21 protein-coding genes and 2 riboswitches are annotated in these 25,689 nt (G+C 66.5%); of the genes, 7 read left to right on the plus strand and 14 right to left on the minus strand.

Going from position 1 to position 25,689, the window contains the following annotated elements; genetic code table 11:
• Positions 1 to 23: 23 nt before the first annotated feature.
• The gene (locus BMW90_RS05060; RefSeq protein WP_048530623.1) at positions 24 to 1,190 is read right to left on the minus strand and encodes a peptidoglycan glycosyltransferase FtsW; all 1,167 of its coding nucleotides are present in this window, start codon (positions 1,188 to 1,190) and stop codon (positions 24 to 26) included.
• Between the two features lie 169 nt (positions 1,191 to 1,359).
• Between BMW90_RS05060 and BMW90_RS05065 the strand changes: the two genes are divergently transcribed.
• A complete protein-coding gene (locus tag BMW90_RS05065) occupies positions 1,360 to 2,538 on the plus strand; it encodes a BaiN/RdsA family NAD(P)/FAD-dependent oxidoreductase (protein ID WP_074835329.1) in 1,179 nt (392 codons plus the stop codon).
• Positions 2,539 to 2,613: 75 nt separating this feature from the next.
• Entirely contained in the window at positions 2,614 to 3,306 is a 693-nt protein-coding gene (locus BMW90_RS05070) for a hypothetical protein (protein ID WP_074835331.1), read from the plus strand.
• Between the two features lie 186 nt (positions 3,307 to 3,492).
• Here BMW90_RS05070 and murD read toward each other — a convergent pair whose 3' ends face one another.
• The 8 genes from murD to mraZ all read right to left on the minus strand — a co-directional run bounded on the left by murD (position 3,493) and on the right by mraZ (position 12,657).
• The gene (murD, locus tag BMW90_RS05075; protein WP_074835332.1) at positions 3,493 to 4,899 is read right to left on the minus strand and encodes a UDP-N-acetylmuramoyl-L-alanine--D-glutamate ligase; all 1,407 of its coding nucleotides are present in this window, start codon (positions 4,897 to 4,899) and stop codon (positions 3,493 to 3,495) included.
• A gap of 100 nt (positions 4,900 to 4,999) precedes the next feature.
• Positions 5,000 to 6,082, minus strand: a complete 1,083-nt coding sequence (mraY, locus tag BMW90_RS05080) for a phospho-N-acetylmuramoyl-pentapeptide-transferase (protein ID WP_048530619.1) — start codon at positions 6,080 to 6,082, stop codon at positions 5,000 to 5,002.
• Positions 6,083 to 6,103: 21 nt separating this feature from the next.
• Positions 6,104 to 7,513 carry a UDP-N-acetylmuramoyl-tripeptide--D-alanyl-D-alanine ligase gene (locus BMW90_RS05085; RefSeq protein WP_074835334.1) on the minus strand — a complete coding sequence of 470 codons (1,410 nt, stop codon included), beginning with the start codon at positions 7,511 to 7,513 and terminating at the stop codon, positions 6,104 to 6,106.
• Entirely contained in the window at positions 7,510 to 8,994 is a 1,485-nt protein-coding gene (locus BMW90_RS05090; RefSeq protein ID WP_074835335.1) for a UDP-N-acetylmuramoyl-L-alanyl-D-glutamate--2,6-diaminopimelate ligase, read from the minus strand. Before BMW90_RS05090 ends, BMW90_RS05085 begins: the two co-directional genes overlap by 4 nt.
• Positions 8,995 to 9,005: 11 nt before the next feature.
• The gene (locus BMW90_RS05095) at positions 9,006 to 10,793 is read right to left on the minus strand and encodes a peptidoglycan D,D-transpeptidase FtsI family protein (protein WP_048530612.1); all 1,788 of its coding nucleotides are present in this window, start codon (positions 10,791 to 10,793) and stop codon (positions 9,006 to 9,008) included.
• The gene (gene ftsL / locus BMW90_RS05100; protein ID WP_048530610.1) at positions 10,790 to 11,155 is read right to left on the minus strand and encodes a cell division protein FtsL; all 366 of its coding nucleotides are present in this window, start codon (positions 11,153 to 11,155) and stop codon (positions 10,790 to 10,792) included. The genes BMW90_RS05095 and ftsL overlap by 4 nt, the downstream gene beginning before the upstream one ends.
• Positions 11,155 to 12,147: a 16S rRNA (cytosine(1402)-N(4))-methyltransferase RsmH gene (rsmH, locus tag BMW90_RS05105; RefSeq protein ID WP_074835337.1), complete on the minus strand. Its 993-nt coding sequence runs from the start codon at positions 12,145 to 12,147 to the stop codon at positions 11,155 to 11,157. Before rsmH ends, ftsL begins: the two co-directional genes overlap by 1 nt.
• A gap of 3 nt (positions 12,148 to 12,150) precedes the next feature.
• A complete protein-coding gene (gene mraZ / locus BMW90_RS05110; protein WP_074835339.1) occupies positions 12,151 to 12,657 on the minus strand; it encodes a division/cell wall cluster transcriptional repressor MraZ in 507 nt (168 codons plus the stop codon).
• 844 nt (positions 12,658 to 13,501) lie between these two features.
• A riboswitch (cobalamin riboswitch) is annotated at positions 13,502 to 13,697 on the plus strand.
• Between the two features lie 115 nt (positions 13,698 to 13,812).
• Here mraZ and BMW90_RS05115 point away from each other — a divergent pair.
• The 4 genes from BMW90_RS05115 to BMW90_RS05130 are packed head-to-tail and all read left to right on the plus strand — an operon-like array spanning position 13,813 to position 18,266.
• Entirely contained in the window at positions 13,813 to 15,708 is a 1,896-nt protein-coding gene (locus tag BMW90_RS05115; RefSeq protein ID WP_074835341.1) for a TonB-dependent receptor plug domain-containing protein, read from the plus strand.
• Complete coding sequence (locus tag BMW90_RS05120) at positions 15,695 to 16,528, plus strand: ABC transporter substrate-binding protein (protein ID WP_244526430.1); 834 nt, start codon at positions 15,695 to 15,697, stop codon at positions 16,526 to 16,528. Before BMW90_RS05115 ends, BMW90_RS05120 begins: the two co-directional genes overlap by 14 nt.
• The gene (locus BMW90_RS05125; RefSeq protein ID WP_074835342.1) at positions 16,525 to 17,508 is read left to right on the plus strand and encodes a FecCD family ABC transporter permease; all 984 of its coding nucleotides are present in this window, start codon (positions 16,525 to 16,527) and stop codon (positions 17,506 to 17,508) included. The genes BMW90_RS05120 and BMW90_RS05125 overlap by 4 nt, the downstream gene beginning before the upstream one ends.
• Entirely contained in the window at positions 17,505 to 18,266 is a 762-nt protein-coding gene (locus BMW90_RS05130; RefSeq protein WP_074835344.1) for an ABC transporter ATP-binding protein, read from the plus strand. The genes BMW90_RS05125 and BMW90_RS05130 overlap by 4 nt, the downstream gene beginning before the upstream one ends.
• 33 nt (positions 18,267 to 18,299) lie before the next feature.
• Here BMW90_RS05130 and BMW90_RS05135 read toward each other — a convergent pair whose 3' ends face one another.
• On the minus strand, positions 18,300 to 19,352 hold the full coding sequence (locus tag BMW90_RS05135; protein WP_074835345.1) for an Mrp/NBP35 family ATP-binding protein: 1,053 nt from the start codon (positions 19,350 to 19,352) through the stop codon (positions 18,300 to 18,302).
• Between the two features lie 236 nt (positions 19,353 to 19,588).
• Between BMW90_RS05135 and BMW90_RS05140 the strand changes: the two genes are divergently transcribed.
• A complete protein-coding gene (locus tag BMW90_RS05140; RefSeq protein WP_048530597.1) occupies positions 19,589 to 19,801 on the plus strand; it encodes a DUF1127 domain-containing protein in 213 nt (70 codons plus the stop codon).
• A gap of 544 nt (positions 19,802 to 20,345) precedes the next feature.
• On the opposite strand, the gene BMW90_RS05145 is transcribed toward BMW90_RS05140, so the two are convergent.
• The 4 genes from BMW90_RS05145 to BMW90_RS05160 all read right to left on the minus strand — a co-directional run bounded on the left by BMW90_RS05145 (position 20,346) and on the right by BMW90_RS05160 (position 25,546).
• Positions 20,346 to 20,627, minus strand: a complete 282-nt coding sequence (locus BMW90_RS05145; protein ID WP_074835347.1) for a hypothetical protein — start codon at positions 20,625 to 20,627, stop codon at positions 20,346 to 20,348.
• 149 nt (positions 20,628 to 20,776) lie between these two features.
• Positions 20,777 to 20,965, minus strand: a riboswitch (cobalamin riboswitch).
• A gap of 162 nt (positions 20,966 to 21,127) precedes the next feature.
• Positions 21,128 to 23,473 (minus strand): ATP-dependent helicase, encoded by a 2,346-nt coding sequence (locus BMW90_RS05150; RefSeq protein WP_074835348.1) that lies wholly within the window; start codon positions 23,471 to 23,473, stop codon positions 21,128 to 21,130.
• Positions 23,474 to 23,822: 349 nt separating this feature from the next.
• Positions 23,823 to 25,271, minus strand: coding sequence for a TrkH family potassium uptake protein (locus tag BMW90_RS05155; protein WP_139211213.1), 1,449 nt, complete (start codon positions 25,269 to 25,271; stop codon positions 23,823 to 23,825).
• 44 nt (positions 25,272 to 25,315) lie between these two features.
• Positions 25,316 to 25,546, minus strand: coding sequence for a hypothetical protein (locus BMW90_RS05160; RefSeq protein WP_074835351.1), 231 nt, complete (start codon positions 25,544 to 25,546; stop codon positions 25,316 to 25,318).
• Between the last annotated feature and the right edge of the window lie 143 nt (positions 25,547 to 25,689).

Here is a 25,689-nt window from a genome sequence, read left to right on the forward strand (position 1 = left end):
ACCCCTATGCCATGCGGCGAAGCTCACCTGACGCGGCTCCGCAGGATGTCACCGATTTCGCCCTGCGGCCGGGTCCGGGTGAACGACAGCAACATGCCCACCGCGATACCGGTGGCAATCAGCGACGAGCCGCCGTAGCTGACAAACGGCAGGGTCATGCCCTTGGCCGGGAGAAGCCGCACCGCGACACCCATGTTGATCATGGCCTGAACTCCGAACATGCAGGCAAGCCCCGTGCCGGCCAGCCGGATAAAGGGATCGCGCTCGCGCATCAACCGCAGCAGCGACGAAAGCACGATACCCGCATAGAGTGTGATGATCGCCAGCACAAGGACGAGCCCGTATTCCTCGGCCGCCACGGCGATGATGAAATCGGTATGCGCGTCGGGCAGCGACCATTTGACCTGGCCCTCGCCGACGCCGACGCCGACAAACCCGCCTTCGCGGATCGCATTTGTGGCATAGCCCAGCTGGGTGTTCGGATCGACATCGGCGGTCAGGAAACCGTCGATACGGCGGGCGAAATGTTCGGAATTGGAATAGGCCACGGTGCCGGCCAGCACCACCAGGAGCGCGATGCCCACCAGCAAGAGCATCGGTGCGCCGGCGACGAAATACATCACCCCCCAGCCGAACAGCACCAGGCAGGCCTGGCCGAAGTCGGGTTGCAGCGCCAGCATCAGTACGATGGTCAGGCAGAGCCCGAAGGACCAGAGCCGCCCCGGCGGGCCGTTGATCTCCTGATTGGCGGCCAGCATCCAGGCGGCGGCAACCACGAACCCGGGCTTGAGGAATTCCGACGGCTGCACCGCCGCAAAGCCGAGGCTGTACCAGCGCACCGCCCCCTTGCCGAAATCGGTGCCGAACACCGGCAGCAGGGCCAGCGCGACAAAGGCCAGCGCAAAGCCCACCACCGCCAGCCGGCGCACCAGGACCGGCGTCATCATCGAGGTCAGCAGCATCGCCATCAGCGCCGCGCCGCCGAACACCGCCTGCCGGGTGACGTAGTGAAACGGCTCGAAGCCGTTCTTGGCCGCCAGCGGCGGCGAGGCCGCGAGGCCCAGCAGGATGCCGATGGTGAACAGGATCAGGATAAAGGACATCGACATCTTGTCGATCGTGCGCCACCACTTGGGGAGCACAGGCTCGACGTCCCTCACGGGAGCCGCGCCATAGACCATCTCAGTCATGGGAATCTGCCACTCAATCTGCCTCGGACGCCCCGTTGATCGGGGTCTGCGCCGAAGTTTACCGCAAACCCTTGGACAAGGCTAGGAAAAAGGCCCGCCCGCCAGCCCCCAGGGTGACGCCGCGGCGCCGGCCCTTGCGCTTGCCGGCGTTTCGGGGCACCGCTGGCGGATGGATGTGACCACCCTCATACTTGGCGCCGGCGCCGCCGGGCTGATGTGCGCGGCCCGGGCCGGCCCCGGCACGCTGCTCATCGATCACGCCCGCGCGCCGGGCGAAAAGATCCGCATCTCCGGCGGCGGCCGCTGCAATTTCACCAATCTGCACACCGGGCCCGAGAACTTTCTGTCGCAGAACCCGCATTTCTGCAAATCCGCGCTGAAACGCTACAGCCAGTGGGATTTCATCGAGCTGGTCGACCGCCACGGCATCGCCTGGCATGAAAAGACCCTGGGCCAGCTGTTCTGCGACGGCAAATCTACCCAGATCGTCGAGATGCTGCTGGCCGAGATGCGCGCCGCCGGGGCCGAGCTCTGGCTCGGCACCAGCGTCATCGGGGTCCGCCACGACGGCAGCCGCTTCTCGGTCGTGCTCGAGCGGGACGGGCAGCGCACAGCGGTCACCGCCCGCAACCTGGTGCTGGCCAGCGGCGGCAAGTCGATCCCCAAGATGGGCGCCACCGGGCTGGCCTATGACCTCGCCCGGCAATTCGGGCTAGCGGTGACCGAGACCCGCCCCGCCCTGGTGCCGCTGACCTTCTCCGACCAGCGCTTCGCGCCGCTCTCCGGTGTCTCGCTGCCGGTCACGGCCACCGCCAATGGCACCGGATTCGACGAGGCGCTGCTCTTTACCCACCGCGGCCTCTCCGGGCCGGCGATCCTGCAAGCCTCCTCCTTCTGGCGCGAAGGCGACGAGATTTCCCTGCGCCTCGCCCCGCCCGGGCTCTACGAGGATCTGCGCGCCGCCCGGCAAGCGGCCGGCCGGGTCAACCTCACCACCGCCCTGGCGCGCCACCTGCCGGCGCGGCTGGTCGATCACCTCGCCGCCCCGCTGGGCCTCGCCGGCAACCTCGCCGATCAATCCGACAGCCGCCTGCGCGCGCTCTGCGCCACGCTCGCGGACTGGCGCCAAAGGCCCACCGGCTCCGAAGGCTATCGCACCGCCGAGGTCACCCTGGGCGGCATCGACACAGACGGGCTCAATTCGCGCGACATGCAGGCCAAGGCCCTGCCGGGCCTCTATGCCATCGGCGAGGCGGTGGATGTGACCGGCTGGCTCGGCGGCTACAATTTCCAATGGGCCTGGGCCTCGGGCCATGCGGCGGGCACGGCGATCGCGGCGCAGGGCTGACCCCGCGCGGGGCTGGAATATTTACACCGCCGCCACATATCCGTTACACAGCCGCCACCCTGAACGGAGCGCCGGATGGCCCCTATCGAATATCCGCCCCTGAAGCCCGGCAATTTCCTTCGCGCGCTCGAAGCCAAGGTGCCGCAGAAATTCGTCCGCGACATCCTCAACCGCCTGCGCTTCCGCGACCAGGCGCCGCTCTCGGACGCGGCGCTCTTCGTGCCGCTGCAAGACGTGCATGCCGCCTATGCCCCCGACCCCGGCAAGGGCGCGCCCGAGTTCCGCCGCCGCCACAGCGGGCTGGTCCGCGGCGGCGATTGGGACCTGTCGATCAAACCGCTGGAAGACTCCTTCAAACACATCGCCTGCCGGCTGCATTTCCTCGAGGGCAAACCCTGGGAAGACACCGGCGTCTACGAGCGCCACCTGCAAAACATCGCCAAACGCGGCGAATCCGACGGCTGCCGCACGCTCGAGGACCTCAAGCGGCGCTACGCCGGCATCGACCGGCTGTACGAAGAGGTGAGCCGCAGCCGCCGGTTGCGGCCGCGCTCGGAAGTGCCGGGATATTTCCGCCGCGAGCACGGCGGCATCTTCGTCCATATCGATCGCAACGGCCGCGCCCTGCGCCGCGGCGGCGGCGAACACCGCTACGCCATCGCCCGCATCCTCGACCTGCCGGAAATCCCGGTGCAGCCCGGCGTGATCCATATCGACGCCCTGCGGCACGGCCATCTCGACCGGCTGCGGCAGTCGATCCACGATTGAGCCGGGGATCTTCCCGCAGCTTTCCTTTTGCCGAAAGTACCGCGGGGGAGTCGCCGCAAGGCGACGGGGGCAGCGCCCCCTGCCCCCTTCGAACCTACACGGTGCCGTCTCTGAGACCGCGCCCCTTAGGTTCGAAACCCCGCCGGTAGACGCTGCAATCAACGGCCGGGCAGCGCCCCCTGCACCCTATGCCTGCGGCAACCGCGCCAGCACGTTCTGGGTGAAATCCACCCCGCGCTGCTCGAAATTGTCGTATTGGTCGAAACTCGCCGCCGCCGGCGCCAGGAGCACCGTCTCGCCGGGCTGCGCCTCGGCCATGGCGCGTTCCACCGCGGTCGACATCTCGGTGCAGACCTCGGCCTCGATCCCGGGCAACCCGAGGGCAAAGCCCGCCGCCTCGCGGCCGATGACATAGGCCTTGGCCACATTGGCCAGCCCCGGCGCCAGCCCCTCGAGCCCGCCGTCCTTCTGCAAGCCGCCGCAGATCCAGCGGATGTTGCGGAAGGCGCTGAGCGCCTTGGCCGCGCTGTCGACATTGGTGGCCTTGCTGTCGTTGACATAGGCCACGCCGCCGGCCTCGGCGATCAGCTGCGACCGGTGCGGCAGGCCGGCGAAACTGTGAAAGGCCTGTTCGATCACCCGCGGCGCCAGCCCCAATGTGCGGCAGACCGCATAGGCGGCGCAGGCGTTCTGATGGTTGTGCGCCCCCGGCAGCCCCTTGATCTCGCGCAGGTCGATCGACCCGGCCTGGCGCCCCTTGCGATATTCCGAGAGAAACCCCTTGCGGGCAAAGACATGCCAGCCCGGACCGCCAAGCTTGCCGGCCACCGAGACCCGGATCACCCGGTCATCGCCCGGCCCCTCGCTGAGCTGACCGGCGAGGAACCGTCCCTCGGGTTCGTCCACCCCCACCACCGCGCGATCCGGCCCGCCCTCGGCAAAGAGCCGGCGCTTGGCGGCGAAATATCCGCCCATGCCGCCGTGCCGGTCGAGATGGTCGGGACTGAGATTGGTGAAGACCGCGACATCCGGTGTCAACGCCCTTGCGAGCTCGGTCTGATAGCTCGACAGCTCCAGCACCACCACGCCGCCATCCCCCGGCGGATCGATATCGAGCACGCCACGGCCGATATTGCCGGCCAGCTGCGCGGCGCGGCCCGAGGCCTCGAGAACGTGGTGGATCAGCGCCGATGTGGTGGATTTGCCGTTCGAGCCGGTCACCGCCACCACCCGCGGCAGGGTGTCATGCGCCTCCCAGCCGGCATGGGCCAGCGCGCGAAAGAACAACCCGATGTCATTGTCGACCGGCACACCGGCCGCCTGCGCTGCCACCACCACCGGGTTGGGCGCCGGGTAGAGATGCGGGATGCCCGGCGAAACGATCAACCTTGCGATGTCGTCGAAGGCGCCCCCTTCCCGCAGGTCGAAGACTTCGAAGCCCTGGTCCGCGGCCCGGTCGCGGGCTTCCGGGTTGTCGTCCCAGCAGACCGGGATCGCGCCGCCCTGGCGCAAGGCGCGGGCGGCGGAGAGGCCGGAGCGGCCGAGGCCGAGAATTGCGACGCGGGCGTTTTCGAAACCGGGTACTGGGATCATTGCGGTGGTTCCTTCGACATGGGGCGGACCGGGGGCCAGCCCCCGGACCCCCGCGGTATTTGCAGCAAGAGGAAGGGACGAGACGCGCCGAGGGGCGCCGTCAGCGCACCTTGAGCGTGGCCAGGCCGATGATCGCGAGGATCAGCGAGATGATCCAGAAGCGGATCACGATGGTCGGTTCGGCCCAGCCCTTCTTTTCGTAATGGTGATGGATCGGCGCCATCAGGAAGACCCGTTTGCCGGTGCGCTTGAAATAGAGCACCTGGATGATGACCGAGAGCGCCTCGACCACGAAGAGCCCGCCGACCACGCCGAGCACGATCTCGTGTTTGGTGGCCACCGCGATGGCCCCGAGCGCGCCGCCGAGCGCGAGGCTTCCGGTGTCACCCATGAAGACCGCCGCCGGCGGGGCATTGTACCACAGGAAGCCCAGGCCGCCGCCGAAGAGCCCGGCGGTGAAGATCAGGATCTCGCCGGTGCCGGGCACGTAGTGCACGTCAAGATATTCGGTGAAGTCGACCCGGCCCACCGCATAGGCAATGACGCCGAGGGTGCCGGCGGCGATCATCACCGGCATGATCGCCAGCCCGTCGAGCCCGTCGGTCAGGTTCACCGCATTGGCGGCGCCGACGATGACGAACATGGCAAAGGGCAGGAACAGCCAGCCGAGGTTGAGCAGCGTGTCCTTGAGCACTGGCAGCGCGAGGCGGAATTGCAGCTCGTCGGGGTGATAGATCGCCGCCCAATAGGCGGCGATGCCGGCGATCACGAAGCCGAGCAACAGCCGCACCCGGCCCGGCACCCCCTTGGTGTTCTGTTTCGAGACCTTGGCGTAATCATCGGCAAAGCCGATCAGGCCGAAGGCCAGGGTCACGAAGAGCACCATCAGCACGTAAGGGTTGTCGAGCCGCGCCCAGAGCAGCGTTGCGGTCAGCAGCGCGCTGAGGATCAGCAGCCCGCCCATGGTCGGCGTGCCGGCCTTGGCGACATGACCTTCGGGGCCGTCGTCGCGGATCGGCTGGCCTTTGCCCTGGCTGCGCCGCAGCACGTTGATCAGCGGCTTGCCGAAGATGAAGCCGAAGATCAGCGCCGTCATGAAGGCCCCGCCTGCCCGAAAGGTGATGTAGCGGAAAAGATTGAAAAAATCCCCGCCATCGGACAAAGCTGTCAACCAGTAGAGCATCTCATGCCCCTTCCCTACCACTTATTGTGGGGCGCCATGGCCCATTTTGCGGATCGCGTCAACCAGCGCCGACAGGCCGGTGGCTTTCGATCCCTTGACGAGCAAGACATCGCCCGCGCGCAGATCCCGGCGGACGTCGGACAGGATATCGGCGACCGTCGGTTGCCACTTGCCGCGTTTCTCGGCCGGCAGCGCCTGCCAGAGGTTTTTGCTCAGCGGGCCGACGCAGAACACCCGGTCGATCTCGTCCATCGCCGGCAGACCGGCCAGCGCCGCATGCAGTTCGGGCGCGGTGTCGCCCAGTTCGGCCATATCGCCGAGACAGGCGATGCGGCGACCGCGTTCGCCGGCCGGTGTCGCGGCCAGCACCGCCAGGGCGGCCTCCATCGAGGCCGGGTTGGCATTGTAGCTGTCGTCGATCACTTCCAACGCCCTGGAAGGATCGACGGGATCGAGGGCGATGGTCTGGCGCGCGCCCCGGCCGGTGACCGGCGCCCAGCGGGACAGGGCGGCGGCGGCCAGCGCCGGGTCGAGGCCCAGCGCATCCCCTACGGCGAGCACGCCCAGCCCGTTCATCGCGAAATGCCGCCCCGTGGCGGCGATCTTGAAATGCAGATCCTCGTGGCGCACCCGGGCCCGGGCGACGGTGACGCCATGCGCCATCTCGACATGCGCCAGCCGATACTGCGCGCGCGGCGTTTCGCCAAAGCCGATGTAGCGCGCGCCGGCCGCACGCGCGGCCGCGCGCAGGATCGCGGCGGTCTCGATCTCGGCGTTGAACACCGCGGTGCCGCCCGCGACGAGGCCCGCCAGGATGCTGGCCTTTTCCTCGGCGATGCCCTCGATGGCACCGAAGGCCTCGAGATGCGCCGGTGCGACGGTGGTGATCATCGCCACATGCGGCCGCGCGATGCCCGCCAGTGGGGCGATTTCGCCGGGGTGGTTCATGCCGATCTCGATCACCGCGAAGGCGCTGTCGCGGGGCATCCGGGCCAGGGTGAGCGGCACGCCCCAATGGTTGTTGTAGCTGGCCACCGAGGCATGGGTGGGGCCGAAGGCCGCGAGCGTCTGGCGCAGCATTTCCTTGGTCGAGGTCTTGCCGACCGAGCCGGTTACGGCGACGACCTGCGCCTCTGTCCGGTCGCGGCCGGCGCGGCCGAGCGCTTCGAGCGCCGGCATGATGGCCTCGACGATGAGCAGCGGCGCAGCTTCGCTCACCCCCTCCGGCACATGGGTGACAACCGCGGCTGCGGCGCCTTTCTCCAGCGCCTGGGCGACAAAATCATGACCGTCGCGGGCGGCCTTCAGCGCGACAAAGAGATCGCCGGGTTGCAGTGTGCGGGTGTCGATCGAGACGCCGCTGGCCTGCCAGCCCGTCGTGTTGCGCCCGCCGGTGGCGGCGGCGGCCTCTTCGGCCGTCCAGAGGCTCACGGGTTGACCCCGTCAAGCGCCGAGACCGCGACGCTGGCCTGTTCGACATCGTCGAAGGGATAGGTGGTGTCGCCCACAACCTGGCCGCTTTCGTGGCCCTTGCCGCAGATCAGCAGCGCATCGCCGGGCGAAAGCATGTCGACGCCGCGCAGGATGGCTTCGGCGCGGTCGGCCACTTCGATCGCCTCGGGGCCGGCGCCTTCGATCACCGCGGCGCGGATCGCGGCCGGGTCTTCGGTGCGGGGATTGTCGTCGGTGACGATGACGATATCGGCATTGTCGCGCGCGGCCTGGCCCATCAGTGGGCGTTTGGCGGTGTCACGGTCGCCACCGGCGCCGACAATGGCGATCAGCCGGCCCATGACATGCGGGCGCAGCGCCGAGAGCGCGGTTTTTACGGCGTCCGGGGTATGGGCGTAATCGACGAAGGTGGCGGCCCCGTTGGCGCGGGTGGCGGCAAGCTGCATGCGGCCGCGCACGGTGCCGAGCTCGCCCAGGGCCTCGAAGACCCGGGCCGGGCTCTCGCCGGCGGCGATCACCAGCCCGGCGGCCAAGAGCACATTGGCGGCCTGGAAGCCGCCGATCAGCTTGAGCCGCGTCTGATAGGCCTGGCCTAGCCATTCGAACCGCAGATCCTGGCCGGTGGCATCGAACCGCTGCGCCACCAGTCGCAGGTCGCGGCCCTGGCCCCGCCCCACGGTCAGGACCGATTGGCCGCGCGCGGCGCAGACCGGCTCGAGATCGACGACCCGGGGGTCGTCCATGTTGAGAACGGCGGTGCCATCCTCGGGCAGAACGCGCAGGAAAAGCCCGGCCTTGGCCTCGAAATAGGCCTCGAACGTGTGATGATAGTCGAGATGATCCTGAGTGAAATTGGTGAAACCGGCGGCCTGAAGATGCACGCCGTCGAGCCGCCGCTGCGCCAGGCCATGCGACGAGGCCTCCATTGCCGCATGGGTGATGCCGTTTTCCGCCGCCGCCGCGAGGGTGCGGTGCAGCGTCACCGGTTCTGGTGTGGTATGGGCAAGCGGCGCCTCCCAGGCGCCCTCGACGCCGGTGGTGCCGAGATTGACCGCCGGCAGGTCGAGCGCCATCCAGATCTGGCGGCAGAAGGTCGAGACCGAAGTCTTGCCGTTGGTGCCCGTCACCGCCACCATGACCTCTGGCTGGGCGCCGAACCAGAGCGCCGAGGTATAGGCCAGCACCTGGCGCGGGTCTTCGGCGACGATCAGCGCGACATGGCTTGCGTCGAGCACCTCGGCGGCAATCCGCGCACCTTCGGCATCGGTGAGCACCGCGCCCGCGCCCATGCGCAGGGCATATTGAATGAACTCCGCGCCATGCACCCGCGCGCCGGGCAGCGCGGCAAAGAGGAAGCCCTCTTCGACCTCGCGGCTGTCGACCGTGATGCCGGTAATCGTGGCGTCGGCGCCCCCCCGGGCGCTGAGGCCCAGATCGGCAAGCGTTTTGGTTCTGCTCATGAAGGACCCCGTCACTGACTGGTGAGCGTTATACCAGCCAGCGTCTCGGGTTCAATCGTGGGTCTGAGCCCCAGCAGCGGTGCCAGGCGTTCGATCATCTCGGCGGCCACCGGCACGGCGGTCCAGCCGGCGGTGCGGCGCAACTCGCCGGCGGCGTGGATCTCGGGCTCGTCCAGCGTCACCACCAGCACGTATTTCGGATCGTGGATCGGAAAGATCGAGGCGAAGGTGGCGATCACCTTGTCCTTGTAATAGCCGCCCTTGGGCTTGGGCTTGTCGGCGGTGCCGGTCTTGCCGCCCACCGCATAGCCCTTGACCTCGCCAAAGCTCGCGGTGCCCTCCTTGTGGCTGACCACCAGCCGCAGCATGGCGCGCGCGGCCGCGGCGGCGCTTTCCGACATCACCCGGTCGCCCAGCTTGGGGCCGGTCTGGCGCAGCAATGTCGGCGCGACCATGCGCCCGCCATTTGCCACGGCGGCATAGGCGGTGGCCAGATGCAGGGGCGACACCGACAGCCCGTGGCCATAAGAGATCGTCATGGTGCTGAGTTCGGACCAGTTCGGCGGCAGCAGCGGCTTGGCGTGTTTGGCCTCCTGCAACTCGACCGGGGTGACGTCGAAAAAGCCGAGCCGCTTCAGGAAATCCTGCTGGCGCGGTGTGCCGATCTTCTGGGCCAGCCGCGCAGTGCCGATGTTGGAGGATTTGACGATCACCTTGGTGACCGACAACTCCTTGCCGTAATTGTTGAAATCGCGGATGCGAAACCGCCCCCAGGTGAGCGGGCCACGGATGTCGACCATCGAGTCGGGCCCGACGATCCCAAGGTCCATCGCCTGCGCCGCGGCAAAGATCTTGAAGGTCGACCCCAACTCGTAGACCCCCTGCACCGCCCGGTTGAACAGCGGGCTGATCGAAGGATCATCCCCAAGCGCCGGCAGCGGCCGGTCGTTCGGATCGAAGTCCGGCAGGCTGGCCAGCGAGAGGATCTCGCCATTGCTGGCGTCCATCAGAATGGCGGTCGCGCCCTTGGCGCCCATGATCTTCATACCGCCGTAAAGCACCTTTTCGGCCGCCGCCTGTAGCGTCAGATCGATGGACAGTTCCAGCGGCGCGCCCTCGCGTGCCGGATCGCGCAGCAACTTGTCTTCGAACTTCTCGATGCCGGCGGTGCCCAGCACCTCGGCGGAATGCACACCCTCGCGGCCGAAGCCGTAGCCGCCCAGCACATGCGCGGCCACCGCGCCGTTGGGATAGAGCCGCATCTCGCGCGGGCCGAACAGCAGCCCGGGTTCGCCGATGTCATGCACCGCCTGCTTCTGCTCGGGGCTCAGCTTTTTGCGAATCCACATGAATTTTCGTTCGGAGGTGAACCGCTTCTTGAGGTCGGCGACGTCGATCTCGGGGAAAATCTTGCCCAGTTCCTCGGCCGCGCGCAGCGGATCGATCATCTGCTGCGGATGGGCATAGAGCGAATAGACCTCCATGTTTGTCGCCAGAATGCGGCCCCTGCGGTCGACGATATCGGCGCGCTGGCCGATGATCGACGCGCCATTGGTGGCGGCTCGCGGCTCGGTCGCCTCGGAGGCGGCCAGCCCGCCCATACGCACGGCGATCACCAGGAAGGCGCAGAAATACATGATACCCAGCAACAACAGCCGCTGCTCGGCGCGCAACCGGAGCCGGTCGCGAATCTCTTCGTGGCGCAGCCGCAGGTTCTCGCGTTCGATGGCATCGGGGTTTTCGCCCTTTTGTCGGGCGTCGAGGATGCGCGCCAAGGGGCGCAGCGGTGTGCGGATCATGGCTCTTGCTCTTGCTCTGCGCCTTGCGAGGAGGTGACAACGGAATTGGTGATCGGCGCGAAATCGTCGAACACCGGCGCCGGAAAGGCCACCTGATCGACATTGCCGAAATGCCGCGGCCGCAGCGGCAGCAGGCCGAGGCGGTCAAAGTTCAGCTCGGCCAGATCGCGCAACCTGTCGGGCCGGTTGAGATAGGCCCATTCCGCACGCAACACCGAAAGTCGGACCCGGGCCGCACCGATCTCGCTCTGAAGCTTGGCCGTCTTTTCAATGGCTTCCTGCGTTTCGTAGTTCTCGTGGTAGGCCCAGAAGGCCAGCCCGATCACCGTCAGCGCTGTCATCACATACAGAACGGAGCGCATTACCTTGTCCTCTTGAGTTGCGGCATGGCGATGGATTTGGCGTCGATCTCCCCGGCCGGCACTTCGGTGCGCCGGGCCACCCGCAGCCGCGCCGAACGCGAGCGCGGGTTCTCGGCCAGTTCCTGCTTGTCGGGGCCGGCGGCCTTGCGGGTGACGATCTCGAACTGGGCCGGCACCGCCTCGACCTGCGGCGCGTATCGGTTGAAATTGCCGGAATGTCCGGCGCGGGCCTGAAGGAAGCGTTTGACCATCCGGTCCTCGATCGAATGAAAGGTCACCACCGCCAGCAGGCCGCCCGGCCGCAGCACCCGTTCTGCGGCCATCAGCCCTTCGAACAGCTCGGTATATTCGTCGTTCACCGCAATCCGCAGCGCCTGGAACGAGCGCGTTGCGGGATGGCTCTGCCCCGGCTTGGCGCGCGGCAGCGAACGTTCGATCACCCCGGCCAGTTGCAGCGTGGTTTCAAACGGCGCTTCGGTGCGGGCCTTGACGATGTTCCTGGCGATCCGGCGCGAGGCACGTTCCTCGCCAAAGACATAGAGGATCTCGGCCAAGTCCTGCTCGGTGGCGGAATTGACCAGATCGGCGGCGCTGGGGCCGTCCTGGCTCATCCGCATGTCGAGCGGGCCGTCCTTCATGAAGGAAAAGCCGCGTTCGGCCCGGTCAAGCTGCATCGAGGAGACCCCGAGATCGAGCACCACGCCGTCCACCTGATCGGCAACCTCGTCCATCTTGGAAAAGACCGTCTGTTCCGGGCGGATGCGGGCGCCGTAGCCGGCCATCCAGTCGGCCGCCAGCTCAAAGGCCAGCGGGTCGCGGTCGATCGCCACGACCTCATCAGCGCCGGCGTCAAGCAGGGCGCGGGTATAGCCCCCGGCGCCGAAGGTGCCGTCGATCCAGGTGCCCGCCACCGGCGAGACCGCCGCGATCAGCGGTCGGATCAGAACGGGGATATGCGGGGCCGCGGGGGGTGTGACAGCAGCGGCGGCCATGGCTCAGGCTCCCTCTGCCGGTCCATCGAGGAAGGACAGCGGGTCAAAATCCTCGGGCAGCTCGTCGAGCCACTCTTCGGTCTTGGCCAGCTCTTCCTTCTCGTAGGTGTCCGGGTGCCAGATTTGAAAGGTGTCACCGGCGGCGATGAAAAAGGCCTCTTTTTCCAGACCGATCTTGTCCCGCAGCTTGGCGGGCAGGACCAGGCGGCCGGTCTCGTCGACGTTGGTGGGATAGGATTGGCCGTGAAACAGCCGTTGCAGCATCTTGCGCTGCATCGACCCGCGCGGCATGGCATCGATCTTGGCGTCGACCTCGTCGATCGCCTCCATCGTGTAACATTCGAGGTAGTTGCGCCGGTGATCGCCATAGACAATTACGAGCTCGGGGTTTTCGCCGGATTTCCAATTCGGATCAGCAGCTTCCAGCACACGGCGAAACAGGGCCGGGATCGACACCCTGCCCTTTGTATCCACCTTGTGGCGGCTTTCGCCTCTGAACCTGCGGCTCACTGTCCTGCCGTCCTTTGCTCGCGCCCCCGCGAAACCCCCCACGTCTTGGATGTAAAAACGGCGGATTGATCTGCTGCCACTGATCAACCCGCCGCCTGTCCCGCTCTTGCGGGATGTCCAGCTGCGCGCGCCACCTGGGGGGATGTCTGCTCGCCCGCGCGCCGGATCTCTGTTTCACGATGAAAGGCGGATGCCTGTATGAAACCTGTTTTTGCTTTTGTTCGGAGTTGGTTGCGGGGTCGTTTGCTGCCCCTATCTCCGTCCCTCATCGTGATATAAGGGATGCCATGGGAAATTATGGAAATCAACAGGCAAAATTGGGAAAGACCCACATCATATTGTCCACACCCCCTGTGGAAAACAACATCTTGGGGTAAAATTGATACTGTTTTTGGAATTTATAGCGGAAGCGGCTTTTTGCTCATACCATATATAGTAATTGAGGCGCTGTGGCTTTTTTCCCACGAAATCCCGGAATTTTCGGGGCAGCGCCGTGATTTACCCGTTTCCCCAAATTCCGCCGCGCCTGCTTTTGCGGATTTTGGCAATTCCGGCGCTGTGACTCACACACGAATCACGGAATCGAGAGCCAATTCTTGATTCTGTCGCCGCACCGGATTGGGCCGGTGCCATGAATTCCCATCCGTCCCACGATTTCCCGTATGTCCCATGGTTTCCCGGCGCGGTCCTGATTTCCCGCCGGGGCCGCGCCCGCCCGCCAGGGCCATTCAGGCCCTCTGCGGCCATGGATTCCCAAAAAGGCGCCGGCGTGGCCGCCATGCCGCACCTGAAGCCGCGTGACGGGGCGTGCGAATTGCCGTCTTGCCAGGCTGAGCCGGCACAATTAGACGAAGCCTGTCTTGGTTCGGGCCTCGCAAGGGGTTCGTGAAAAGGGAACGCGGTGCAAAGCCGCGACTGCCCCCGCAACTGTGAGCGGCGAGCACCTTCGGAAACTGCCACTGTGGCCACCGGCCGCGGGAAGGCCCGGCGGATGCAACGACCCGCGAAGTCAGGAGACCTGCCAGGAGCTCACCCTATCCCGACGCGGGGCGCGTCACGGATAACGGCAACCCCGTCGCGGTGACTTCACTGAAACGGTGGGCGCTGTTCCCTCCGAAACGTCAATCGGCCCGACCGGCCTTCGAGGGATACAAAATGACCCGCTCCACCCTGATGACCAGCGCCGCGCTCTCCGCGCTCTGTGCCACCCCTGCTCTTGCCCAGGACGACGCCTATGATCTCGGCGTGCTGATCCTTTCGGCCGGGCTCGAGGCGGCACCCGCCGACGAGACCGGGGTTTCCGCCGCCGTGATCACCGAGGACGACCTGGAGGCCACCGGCGAGACCCGGGTGATCGATTTTCTCGCCCGCCAGCCCGGCGTGACGATCCGCGCCACCGGCCCGCTGGGCACCTCTGCCGGGGTCTCGATTCGCGGCGTCGGGCAGAACAACATCCAGGTGCGCGTCGATGGTATCGACGTATCCGATCCGAGCGGCACCCAGGTGGCCTTTGATTTCGGCGGGCTGATGACGTCGGACATCTCGCGCATCGAGATCCTGCGCGGCGCGCAATCGGCGCTTTATGGCTCCGAGGCGCTTGGCGGGGTGATCAACATCACCACCAAAACCGCCGACAAGGACGGGTTCGGCGTGCAGATCGCCTCGGAATACGGCAGCTACGAAACCCTGCGCAGCGCCGTGACCCTGACCACGGCCGGCGATGGCTACGACAGCGCGCTGACCTTTTCTCACGCCCGCTCGGACGGATTTTCCGCCGCCGACGAAAACGACGGCAATGACGAGGAAGACGGCTTTTCGGCCACCCGGCTGAGCTTTGCCGGCTCTTACGAACTGGGCTCGCCCGATCTGGTGATGCATCTGTCGTTCTTCGACGAGCGCTCGGACTATGAATATGACGAGGCCTCGGGCGGCGTGGTATCTGACGGCAGCCCCGACGAGCTGACGGTCAAGAAACAGAACGGCGCCCGCATCGGCTTTGATTTCGTCACCGGCGCGGTGGATCATTCGGTCTCGGCCGCCTGGTTCCGCATCGACCGCACGCTGACAGGCACCTCGGCCAGCTTTGGCGGCATCTCCGACGACCGCTTCGACTATACCGGCACCCGGATGGAATACCGCTACCAGGGCGGCGTCGATCTTGGCGCCACCGCGCGGCTGGCATTTGGCGCCGATCACACGATCGAGGAATTCGACACCGCCGTGGCGCTGGACCACACGATTTTCGGCCTCTTTGTCGACGGACAGAGCCAGGACACCACCGTCAACGGCACCTTTGCCGAACTGACCTGGGCACCGAACGATATGTGGAACCTCTCGGCCGCGCTGCGCCATGACGTACATTCCGAATTTGGCGGCCATACCACCGGCCGTCTCTCGGCCGTCTATCGCCCGATGGATGACCTGATCTTCCGCGCCAATGCCGCCACCGGCTTCCGCGCGCCTTCGGGCTACGAGCTTTACGACGGCTTTGCCGGCAACCCCGATCTCGATCCCGAAACCTCGAAGAGCTTTGATCTGGGCGTCGAGAAGCGCTACGGCGAGACCGCCTTTGTCCGCGCCACCGCCTTCCATGTCGAAGCCGAGGACATCATCGACTATTCTTTCACCACCTTCGGTTACGTGCAGGCCGAGGGCACTTCGACCCGGCAGGGGCTGGAGCTGGCCTTTGGCGGCGCGCTGCGCGAGGGGCTGCGGTTTGACGGCTCCTACACCTGGACCGACAGCTTTTCCGACGCCGATCTCGACACCTCGAGCTGGTCGGCCTTTGTGCCCGGCCAACAGGCCTCGGCCTCTGTGACCGCGAATCTGGGGCAACGCGCCTCGCTCAATGTCACCGGGCTCTGGGCCGGCAACCGGGCCGACGATCTGGACGATTACGGCGTGGTGAATTCCACCCTGACCTATGAGATCATGGAGGATGCCGAAGTCTATCTGCGGATCGAGAACATCTTTGACGAGGAATACCAGACCGCGCCGGGCTATGGCCAATCGGATCGCGCCGCGTATTTCGGGGTCCGTGCGTCTCTGTAAGGCGCTCCTGCTCGCCGCCGCGCTGATCGGCGCGGCGGCCGAGGCGCAGGAGGCGCCGCGCAGGGTTGTCTCGATCAACCTCTGCACCGACCAGCTCGCCATGATGCTGGCCGCGCCGGGCCAGCTGCATTCGGTCTCCTTCGTGGCGCTCGACCGGCGCGCCTCCTCGATGGCCGATGCGGCGCAGGACTATGTCATCAACCATGGCCGCGCCGAAGAAATCTATCTCATGCAGCCCGACCTGGTTCTGGCCGGGCGGTATACTGCACGGGCCTCGGTCGAGGCGCTGGAAAATCTCGGCATTCCGGTCGCCACCTTCGACATCGTCACCTCCATGGCGGGCGTGCGGCGCGCGGTGCTCGAGATGGGCGAAGCGCTGGGCCGGCAGGCGGCCGCGCGCGACATGGTGGCCGATTTCGACAGCCGCCTCGCCGCCCTGCAAGCCGAGGTAACACGACGCCCTCGCGCGGCGCTTTATCATGCCAATGGTTTCACCTCGGGCCGCGCGTCGCTGGCGCATGAGATCCTGACCGCCGCCGGCTTCGAGAATATCGCCATCACCGCCGGTTACGAGACCGGCGGCAAGCTGCCGCTGGAAATCCTCGCGCTGGCGGCCCCCGAGGCGATCATCACCGGCCAGCCCTATCCCGGCACCAGCCGCGCCGAGCGGATCATGGATCACCCGGTCATCGAGGCCCTGCGCCGGGGCGCGCAGGGCGCGGCGGTGACCGATGCCGACTGGGTCTGCGGCACGCCGCATGTGCTGCGCGCCATCGAAGGGCTCGCGCCGCTGCGCCGGGCGCTGGAGGCCACGCGATGAGCCGGCTGATGCCACTTCTGACGCTGGGTGTCGCCGCGCTCTTCCTGGCCTCGCTGCTGATCGGGCCGGCGCCGGTCGGCGTCTTGGACAGTCTCTCGGCGCTGATCCTCGATGACGGCACGCCGATGACGCTGGTGATGCGCGAGATTCGCCTGCCGCGCGCGCTTCTGGCGGTGATCGTCGGCGCCTCGCTGGGCATGGCCGGGGCGGCGATGCAGGGCTATCTGCGCAACCCGCTGGCCGAACCGGGGCTGATTGGCGTCTCCGCCTCGGCCGCGCTCGGCGCGGTGATCGCGCTCCAGACCGGGCTGGCCGCCGCCTTCACCCTCGCGCTGCCGCTGACTGCGCTCGGCACCGCGCTGCTCGGCGTGCTGCTTCTCCTGACGCTGGCCGGGCCGCGCGGCGCCTCCTTGACTTTGATCCTGGCCGGGATCGCCATCTCGGCGTTGGCCGGGGCGCTTCTGTCGCTGGTGCTGAACCTCTCGCCCAACCCCTTTGCCACCTCGGAAATCGTCTTCTGGATGATGGGCTCGCTGGCTGACAGGTCGATGACCCATGTCTGGCTGGCGCTGCCGCTTTCGGTGCTGGGCTGGCTCATGCTGGCGACGCTGGGCCGCGGTCTCGATGCCTTGACCCTTGGCGAAGACGCCGCCCAGGCGCTGGGCATCCGCCTGACCCGGCTGCGCCTGACGCTGGTGATCGCCACCGCCAGCGTCGTCGGCGCCGCCACGGCGGTGGCGGGCGCCATCGGCTTTGTCGGGCTGGTGGTGCCGCATATCCTCCGCCCGCTGGTCGGCGCGCGGCCGTCGCGGCTGTTGTTTGCCTCGGCGCTCGGAGGCGCCGTGCTGGTACTGGCGGCGGATATCGCGGTGCGGCTGATCCTGCCCGACCGCGATCTCAAGCTTGGTGTCGTCATGGCGCTGATCGGCGCGCCGCTGTTCCTGCACCTGATCTACAAGACCCGGAAGGAGTTCGCATGACCGCCCTTCTGGCTCTGCAAGACCTCTCGGTGCATCGCGGCAGCCGCCCGGTGGTCGATCATGTCTCGTTGCGGGTCGGCCCGGGCGAATGTGTCGGCCTGATCGGCCCCAACGGCGCTGGCAAGACCTCGCTGCTGCGTGCCGCGCTGGGCCTTCTGGCGCATCAGGGCCAAAGCAATATCGCCGATCTGCCGGCGCACGCCCGTGCCCGCCAGGCCGCCTGGATGCCGCAGAGCCGCGAGATCGCCTGGGGCATCGATGTCGAGGCGGTGATCGCATTGGGCCGCACCCCCTGGTTGCCGCGCGGCGGCCGGCTGCGCCCCGAAGACCGGGCGGCGGTGGACCGGGCAATCCGGCGGATGAAGCTCGAGAGCTTCCGCCATCGCCCCGCCAATCACCTTTCGGGCGGCGAACAGGCCCGCGTGCTGATCGCCCGCGCGCTGGCCCAGGAAACGCCTCTGCTGATGGCGGACGAACCCATTGCCGGGCTCGACCCGGCAGCACAGATCACCACGATGGAGGTCTTTGGCCGGATTGCCGCCGAAGGCAAGGCCGTCGTGGTCTCGCTGCACGATCTCGGCCTCGCCGCGCGGCATTGCACCCGGCTCGTCATGCTGGACCGGGGCCGCGCCGTGGCCGACGGCGCCCCCGGCGCGGTGCTGACGCCGGAGCGGCTGGAAGAGGTCTTTGCCCTGCGCGCCTTTTACAGCCGCAGCGCGGATGGACCGATCTTTCAGCCGCTGGAAAGCCTCCGCTAGAGGCGGCCGGCCTCTCTTATCGGCACGCGCCCTTCAGACCAGCCCGCCGCGAATCATGCCCTGGGCCAGCTGCGCATAGGCCTCGGCCATCGGCCCGGTTCCCGCCGCCACCGGCGTTCCGCTGTCACCGGCCAGCCGCGTGTCGAGATCGATCGCCAGCTGCGCCAGAAGCGGCACGCCCATGTCGCTGGCCTCCTGCGCCGCGCCGCCATGGCCAAAGATATGCGCCTCGAAGCCGCAACTCGGGCAATGGAACAGCGACATGTTCTCGATCATTCCCAGGATCGGGGTCTTCAGGGTATGGAACATGTCCACCGCCTTGCGCGCATCCAGCAGCGCCACGTCCTGCGGCGTCGAGACGACGATGGCCCCCGACAGCTCGGAGCGTTGGCACAGCGTCAGCTGCACGTCACCGGTGCCCGGCGGCAGATCGACAAGCAGCACGTCAAGCTCGCCCCAGGCCACCTGCCCCAGCATCTGCTGCAACGCCCCCATCAGCATCGGACCGCGCCAGACCACCGCCTTGGCCGGATCGAGCATCAACCCGATCGACATCATGGTCACGCCATGCGCCACCAACGGTTCGATGATCTTGCCGTCGGGGCTGGCGGGGCGTTGCGACACGCCCATCATGCGCGGCTGTGATGGGCCGTAGATATCGGCGTCGAGCAGGCCCACCTTCTTGCCGGCGCGGGCCAGCGCCACGGCGAGATTCGACGAAACGGTGGATTTGCCCACCCCGCCCTTGCCCGAGGCGATGGCGATGATGCGCTTGACGCCCGCGGGTTTCATCGGGCCGGCCTGGGGCTTGGGATGGCCGCCGACCTTGAGGCTCGGCGGGGCCTTGGCCTCATGCGCGGTCAGCACCGCATGCACCTCGCGCACGCCGGAGATCGAAGCCACGGCCCGTTCGGTCGCGGCGCGCAGCGGCTCCATCTGGCGGGCCATCTCGGGCGAGGGCGCCTCGATCACATAGCGCACCACACCGTCCTCGATATTCAGCGCTCGAATCAAATCGCGCGAAATCAGGTCTCCGCCACCGGGAATCTCGAACCTAGCCAGCTCTTTTCGGATGATCTCTTCCATGATTTTCCTGCCCCAATCTGGGTCGCGGTGCCGCGTATCACCTCACAAAACCGCGATATTCAACCTATGCGAGTAAATTACGACTTTAGTCTTAAGGTCTACTCGCGTCTAAGCGCTTACACATGCAATTGCTGCATAGCAGCATTGATCGCACTTGGGATTGTGCGCACGCAGCATTCGACTACATTGATGTCAACGAAACGAACAGACACTGACGACAACAAAGGCGAAACGCCATGGCAGACATCACCACGAACACCCCCGTTCAGGCCGGACTGAACAAACGCTTCCAGGCTGCGCTCAAGTCCCTGACCGCACGTTATGCACAGTACCGCGTGTATCGGGAAACCATGAACGAGTTGCAAGGCCTGTCGAACCGCGAGCTCGCCGATCTCGGCCTGAGCCGCAGCGAAATCCGCCGCGTGGCCTATCACGCAGCCTATAACTGATACCGGATCAGAAGGCTCTCTCCTCCTCCCTGAGTCTTCTGTGTCTCAGCGGCGACATCTCTCCTCCTCCCTGATGTCGCCGCCTTTTACACCGGGCCGGCAAGCGGCCCAGACAGAATTCCCTGCCGCCCTCCTCCCAATAGCGGTCGGGAATACCAGGACCAAAGGCCCCTCCTCCCAATAGGCCCGCGGTCCGCTCCAGCCGGCGCTTCGTCTCCTCCCATTCAGGAGCGCTGGTGTTGAAAAGACGGCGGCACACCTCCCGTGCCGCCGTTCTTCCCCCCGGGGGCATAGCAGTTTCAGGGCTCCGGCCCGCCGCCACGCCGGATGCGTGACGCCGGCAAAGACATAGAATTTCCCGCCGCTCTCCTCCCTTTGCGGTCGGGAATACCCGGACCGAAGGCTCCTCCTCCCAAATGGCCTGAGGTCCGACCGGCACTGACGCTTCGTCTCCTCGCATTCAGGAGCGTCGGTCAAAATAAGACGGCGGCACACCTCCCGTGCCGCCGTTCTTATTTTCGGGGTTCCTTTCCGGGGTCCGAAGTCACGCGCGCCCCCGTCGCCGCGCCCGGGCGCCACCGCGCCGCTCCGGCGCGATATTCGCCGTGACACAAGCCTCGTCCAGACACTTCAGAAACAGCGCCACCGCCCGACCCTGCCCGGCCTGCGGCCGGACCCGCACGGCCGCGGCCGCCGCCGCGGCCGAAACCGGCACCCCGGGTGGCAGCGACAGCACCCAGCGGACAAAACCGGCGCGCGCCGCGGCCTCGGGCGCGGTCCCCGTCTCGGCATGGCGCAGATCGGCAAGAATACGGGCCAGCATCATGCTGCGGCCCTCCCGTTTGCTGCGGTGAGAGGTCTGGTCATCTCGATCCTTTCCGCCACGCCCCGTGGCCTTGATGCAGAACGGGCAGGCAGAGAGGAAACGGCGGCAAGGCAATGCGCCCGACCCCGCGCCCTGCCCGCCACCCGCGGTTTGACGTCACTGCGAAGGCTGGTTTCCGGGCTCGGCGGGATTGCGGATGCGGCCCCTTCCCGGGCGTGACGCCCAGTGGTACTGACCACATCCCCCGGCCATACCGTTGCGGGGGCAGCGCCGGTCTTTCACCGGCTTCCCAATTCTCCCGCGGCAGAACCGCAGGCACCTTGCCGGATCAGACTACGGGGATTCGGAGCCGCAAGACAGCGTAAAGTCGGTGGAGGCGCCATTCTCCGTCACGCCAGGGCCCCGGGCCTGACCCGGGGCCTCTTGGCAGGCGCGGCATCCGCCGGCCAGAGCTCCCGCGGCGCGTCCCGGGACGGGATCATTGTCGGCGAAGTCCGGGCTCAGAACGGCACGTCATCGGCGGCGTTGATGAAGCGTGCGACCACCTTCTTGACGCCGGCCTTCTCGAAATCGATCTCGATCTTGTCGCCCTCGATGCCCACCACCGCGCCATAGCCGAACTTCTGGTGGAACACCCGCTCGCCCATGGTGAAGCTCGAGATCGCCGTCGCGTCGATCACCGTGTTGCGGCTCTCTTTGGGCTGCGCCATCGGGCGCTGGCTCTGCCGCTCCTGAAGCCGTTTCCAGCCGGGCGAATTGTAGACATTTGCCTCGGCCACCCGGCTTTCCATGCCCGAGCCAAAGCTCTGCCCGGCCATGCCGCCGCCATAAAGCCCCGGTGGAGTGAGCACATCGACATGCGCCTCCGGCAGCTCATCGACAAAGCGCGACGGCAGCTGCGACTGCCATTGGCCAAAGACCCGCCGGTTGGCGGCAAAGCTGATGGTGCAGACCTCCTCGGCGCGGGTGATCCCCACATAGGCCAGCCGTCGCTCCTCCTCCAGGCCCTTGAGGCCGCTCTCGTCCATGCTGCGCTGCGAGGGAAAAAGCCCATCCTCCCAGCCCGGCAGGAAGACCGCGGGAAACTCCAACCCCTTGGCGGCATGCAGCGTCATGATCGACACCTTGGCGCCGGCCTCTTCGCTCTCGTTGTCCATGATCAGGCTGACGTGTTCGAGAAAGCCTTGCAGGTTCTCAAACTCCTCCAGCGCCTTGACCAGCTCCTTGAGGTTTTCCAACCGGCCCGGCGCCTCGGGTGTCTTGTCGTTCTGCCAATGGGTGGTGTAACCGCTTTCGTCGAGGATGATCTGGGCAAGCTCGACGTGGCTGACGTCCTTCTCGCCGGTCATCCGGCCCCAGCGCGCAAGCCCGTCGAGCAGCCGGGCCAGTTCATTGCCGCCCTTGCCCTTGATCGCCCCGCTCTCCACCGCCAGCCGCGCGCCCTCGACCAGCGGCACGCCAGTGTCGCGCGCCAGACGCTGGATGGTCTGCTGCGCCTTGTCGCCAAGTCCGCGCTTGGGCGTGTTGACGATGCGCTCGAAGGCCAGATCATCCTCGGGGCTGACCACGACGCGGAAATAGGCCATGGCATCGCGGATCTCCATCCGCTCATAGAACCGGGGTCCGCCGATCACCCGGTACGGCAGGCCGATGGTCAGAAAGCGATCCTCGAAGGCGCGCATCTGGTGCGAGGCGCGCACCAGAATCGCCATGTCATCCAGCGAAAATCCCCGCATGCCGCGGGTGCCACCCTGCATCGCTTCGATCTCGTCGCCGATCCAGCGGGCTTCCTCCTCGCCGTCCCAATGGCCGATCAGCCGCACCTTTTCGCCGTCGGGCGCATCGGTCCAGAGCTCCTTGCCCAGACGCCCCGTGTTGCCGGCGATCACCCCGCCGGCGGCGGCCAGGATATGCGGGGTGGAGCGGTAGTTCTGCTCCAGCCGGACCACCTTGGCGCCGGGAAAATCCTTTTCGAAGCGCAGGATATTGCCCACCTCGGCGCCGCGCCAGCCGTAGATCGACTGATCGTCGTCGCCGACGCAGCAGATGTTCTTGTGACCGCCCGCCAGGAGCCGCAGCCAGAGATACTGGGCAACATTGGTGTCCTGGTATTCGTCCACCAGAATATAGCGGAACCAGCGTTGATACTGGGCCAGCACGTCCTCCTGCGTCTGGAAGATCGTCACGCAATGCAACAGCAGATCGCCGAAATCGCAGGCGTTCAGCTCTTTCAGCCGGGCCTGATACTGGGCATAAAGTTCAACCCCGCGATTGTTGAAGGCTCCGGCCTCGGCGGCGGGCACCTTGTCGGGCGTCCAGGCCCGGTTCTTCCAATTGTCGATGATGTGGCTGAGTTGCCGGGCGGGCCAGCGCTTGTCATCGATCTGTGCCGCCGAAAGCAGCTGTTTCAGCAGGCGGATCTGGTCGTCGGTGTCGAGGATGGTGAAATTCGATTTCAACCCCACCAGCTCGGCGTGTCGGCGCAGCAGCTTGACGCCGATCGCGTGGAAGGTGCCCATCCAGGGCATGCCCTCGACCACCTGGCCCAAAAGCTTGCCAACGCGGAGCTTCATCTCGCGCGCGGCCTTGTTGGTGAAGGTCACCGAAAGGATTTCGTTCGGCCGCGCCTTGCCGGTGTTCAGCAGATGCGCGATCCGCGTGGTCAGCGCCTTGGTCTTGCCGGTGCCGGCGCCGGCCAGCATCAGCACCGGGCCGTCCAGCGCCTCCACGGCCTCGCGCTGGGCCGGGTTCAGCCCGTCGAGATAAGGCGCGGGACGCGCCGCCATGGCGCGCTGCGAGAGGGAGGAGGCCGCCTCGAAAGCGTCCATGTCGTCAAAACTGCTCATGCGGCGACTTTACCCGTTCGGACGCGGGCTGAAAAGCCTTGTTCGCTCAATGTTCGCGCGCTTTGTCGCCGACGGACCCGGGGGCTCTGCCCCCGCCCTGCGGGCTCCCCCGGGAATATTTTCGGCCAGAAGAAGCCCGGGACGGCCTTTGGGTGAAATGTCGCCCTGAGACCGCCGCCGCCAGATCCAGCCCCCGCCGCAAGTGCAAACGGGGGCCTTCTCCTGGCGCGGTCATCGGCTTCCCAGCCTGTACCGCAGCTCCAACCTGGCATGTAAGTGTAAAGAAAGTCTTTCTTCTGGCCGAAAATATCCCCGCCGGAGGCATGAAGCGCCGCGAAGCGGCCCTGGGTCACGCCCGCCAGAAGTTCACGGTGAGGATCGCGTAGACCACCAGCAGCTCGAGCCGTCCGATCAGCATCGCCGCCGAAAGCAGCCATTTGGCGGTGTCATTGAGCGTGGCGAAATTTCCGGCCGGGCCGATGATGTCGCCCAGCCCCGGGCCGACATTGGCCAGCGAGGTGGCCGCGCCCGAGACCGAAGTGACAAAATCGAGGCCGGTGGCCGAGAGCAGCACCGCCAGCACCCCCATCGAGACCACGAAGAACATGAAGAAGGACATCACCGAAGACAGCACGTCATCGCCCACCGGGCGGCCTTCGTAGCGGGTGGTGAAGACGCCGTTGGGCGAGCGGATGCGCAAGAGCTGCACCCGGATCGAGGCAAAGAGCAGTTGGTAGCGGAAGACCTTGACCGAACAGGCCGTCGAGCCGGCACAGCCGCCGATCAGCCCGATGAAGAAGAAGACCGCCACCAGGAGCGGCCCCCAGCCCATGTAATCGGCGCTGGCATAGCCGGTGCCCGAGATGATCGAGGTGACATTGAACAGCGCCTCGCGGAAGGCGCGTTCCGGCGCATGCGGAAAGGAGATCATCAGCGCGATGGCGGTGAGGATCACCAGCGCCGCTACCACCAGCAGGAAGACATGCACCTGGCTGTCGCGCAGCAGGGGCCGGGCCGAGCCATTGATCATCTGGACGTAGCGCACGAAGGGCAGTGCCGAGAGGATGATGAAGGCGGAAGCGACATATTCCATCGGCCCCGAGAAGGCGGCGAAGGAAGCATCGTAATTCGAGAAACCGCCCGTCGAGATGGTGGTCAGCGCATGCACCGTGGCGTCAAAGGTGTTCATGCCGAAGGCGATGTAGGTCAGCGCGCAGACCAGCGTGAGCGAGACATAGATCACGCTGATCTGGCTGGCGATCTGGGTGGCGCGGGGCAGGATCTTGCCCATGGTGTCGAAGGCCTCGGCGCGAAAGATCTGCATCCCGCCGACCCGCAGTTCCGGCAGGAAGACCATGGCGACGACGATGATGCCGATGCCGCCCAGCCATTGCATCAGCCCGCGCCAGAGCAGCAGCCCCTTGGGCAGGGTATCGAGCCCGGTGAACACCGTGGAGCCGGTGGTGGTCAGCCCCGACATCGCCTCGAAGAAGGCATCGACGAACCGCGCCTCGGTGGCGCCGAAGACAAAGGGCAGCGCGCCAAAGACCGGCAGTGCCAGCCAGACGCCGGTGGTCAGCAGAAATGTCTGCTGGATCGACAGCCCCTGTTTCACGCCATTGGCGCAGGCCAGCGAGATCAGCCCGCCGGCCAGCACGGTGATCAGTCCGGATTGCAGAAAGACCGGCCAATGCCCGCGCCCCTCGGCCAGATCGACGAGGAACGGCAGAAACATCGTCGCGCCGAGAATGGCGAGCAGCAATCCGATCACATAGCCCACGGGCCGAATATCAAACATGCGCCCGAGCGTTGGCCTGCCCCGCATATACTGTCAAGCCGGCTTCAGCCCTGAGGAAAGAGGTCTTTGAAAACCCGGGCGGGAATGTCACTGCGGTCCATGCCCAAGGCAGCCAGTTCCGCGTCGGAAAGCGCCTCGAGCCCGGCCACCTCGCCCAGCCTGGCGCGGATCAGCGGATCGGCGTTCACACCCTGCCCCAGCCCGGCGAAATAGGTGTCGAGCCGCTGGCGCCAGCCGGGCTCGGGAAATCGGAAGTGCACGTTGGTGCCTTGCATAGGAAACCTCGCATCGCGTGGGCCTGCGGTTTCCCCCCTTGGTCCGAGCCTAGCAGGTTTGGACGGATTGCGGGGCCAGCAATATCGAGAAAACGGCCATGACAGGGCCGGCGCGGCGCGGGCCGACCCGGGTTTTGTGTGTC

This window comes from Marinovum algicola (assembly GCF_900109145.1).
Taxonomy (GTDB): Bacteria; Pseudomonadota; Alphaproteobacteria; order Rhodobacterales; family Rhodobacteraceae; genus Marinovum; species Marinovum algicola.